The organism is Actinomycetota bacterium (assembly GCA_012837825.1).
GTDB lineage: Bacteria > Actinomycetota > Humimicrobiia > Humimicrobiales > Humimicrobiaceae > Humimicrobium.
In genome coordinates this window covers 1-1,609 of the sequence record DUQM01000096.1, presented here as the reverse complement: position 1 = coordinate 1,609, position 1,609 = coordinate 1, and the positions used below count along the sequence as shown (strand labels likewise).

Here is a 1,609-nt window from a genome sequence, read left to right as displayed (position 1 = left end):
TATATTGCCCGGCATAAGATCCACACCTTCCGCATGATGAAGGATGCCTTCATCTGCGTTGTACGGTTCCTCCATCATGATTTTAGTAAGGATAGTGGCCAATGAAACGGGCAGATTGTCTGGTTCCTGGTAACCCAGTGAATCCGTCAGATTACCCTGCGCGTCAGCGTCTACCAGGAGCACCTTCTTACCTTGTGCAGCAAGACCGATGCCAAGATTAACTGTTGTGGTCGTTTTGCCTGTGCCACCCTTCTGATTAGCAAGGGCGATTACTTTTGACACTTAAAACTCCTCCTTTCACGCAAAAAGCCGCTTGCTTTATTTGAAATAAAACAAACGGCATATATATGAAAAAAAGAATACAGACAAAAGCTGCATCCTCTTTTCATTACATTAAATGATAGAGTTATTCATAATAAAAATATAAGCATCATTTTTTAAGCAAACTATTATCCTCTGGGTAGCACGTAAAAATAAATTTTTTCAATAGCTCCTTTTCCTCGATATCTAAATTTCCGTTTTCATAAATCCACATATGCATTGCTTTCCCTATCGCATATGAAAGTTCTTTGCCTTGCTGCTCACTAATATTGTTTCTTGACACATTAGGAATTATTTTCTTATTTGTAACATTTACAACTAGCCCCTTTAATTCTATTCCTTCAACCAGAAAGGGAATTTTGATCCTAGCGCCTGAAATTAAAACATTCTTAATGTATATAAAGTCCGTATAATTAAACCAGTACATACCCTTAAATCCGATATCCGTATTGTAAGGAAGAATTTTATCGCCAGTACCGTGAATAACCTTCTTTTCTTCTAAAAAAGTATATGTTGGAGCGTTACTGGAATGTCCAACCTGCCTTCTAAAGTCTGATAAAGTGTAATTCCCAACGATACGATCATAGCCATTGTCGATTAGCACAGAATCGTTATATAATGCTGTATTGGCTGCTATAATGTTTGCATTTTCATAATTGATTTTACCCAAAGCGGCATCAAAGTCTTCTAAAACGTCATATGCTTTTTCGAAATCATCTTCTTCAGATGACGCTATTATAGGTAGACGTAAAAACTTAATTGTACCATCTTTGATATATTCTTTTAATAAGACAGGAGAGCTTACATCTTGCTCTGGCAAGATCTCATTTCTGGCTTCATGATATATAAAACTTTCATCAGCATATATATCAGAGAAATTTTTCCAGTATGTAATGCCTTTATAATTGAAGTTTAAAGCCACTTGAATTCCATCAAAATACTTATCTAGTCTTATGCTTTCAGGATATATTGAGCCAAATTGCTGAAGTTCTATAACTTTAGGAGTTGTTTTCCCGTCTTTTGAGCTTATTAAACTTATGGGAATTTGGCAATCAATAAAATTTTTCTTTATAAAAACTTCTACATTATCTTGACTATTCCCAAAGACGGAAATAAATTGATCATAATCAAGAATTATTTCCGTTCCCTGCGAACGTGGTACATCTTCATACGTCAAGCAAATATATTCACTACTTTTTTCAAATTCAATTTTGTTAGCTCTATTTTCACCATAATATTTTGTAATAACATTTACTTTATCTGACAGCATAAAGCATGCTAAAAACCC

At 34.7% G+C, this 1,609-nt stretch carries 2 protein-coding genes; both read right to left on the bottom strand.

What is annotated here, in order from left to right; genetic code table 11:
- Positions 1 to 282, bottom strand: a 282-nt coding sequence (locus GXZ93_07415) for an AAA family ATPase (GenBank protein HHT79601.1), incomplete at its 3' end; no start/stop codon positions are given.
- Positions 283 to 430: 148 nt separating this feature from the next.
- A complete protein-coding gene (locus tag GXZ93_07410) occupies positions 431 to 1,591 on the bottom strand; it encodes a hypothetical protein (protein ID HHT79600.1) in 1,161 nt (386 codons plus the stop codon).
- Between the last annotated feature and the right edge of the window lie 18 nt (positions 1,592 to 1,609).

Coding starts and splice junctions, on each gene's coding strand:
- GXZ93_07410 (HHT79600.1), bottom strand. CDS start 1,591: ATGCTGTCAGATAAAGTAAATGTTATTACAAAATATTATGGTGAAAAT.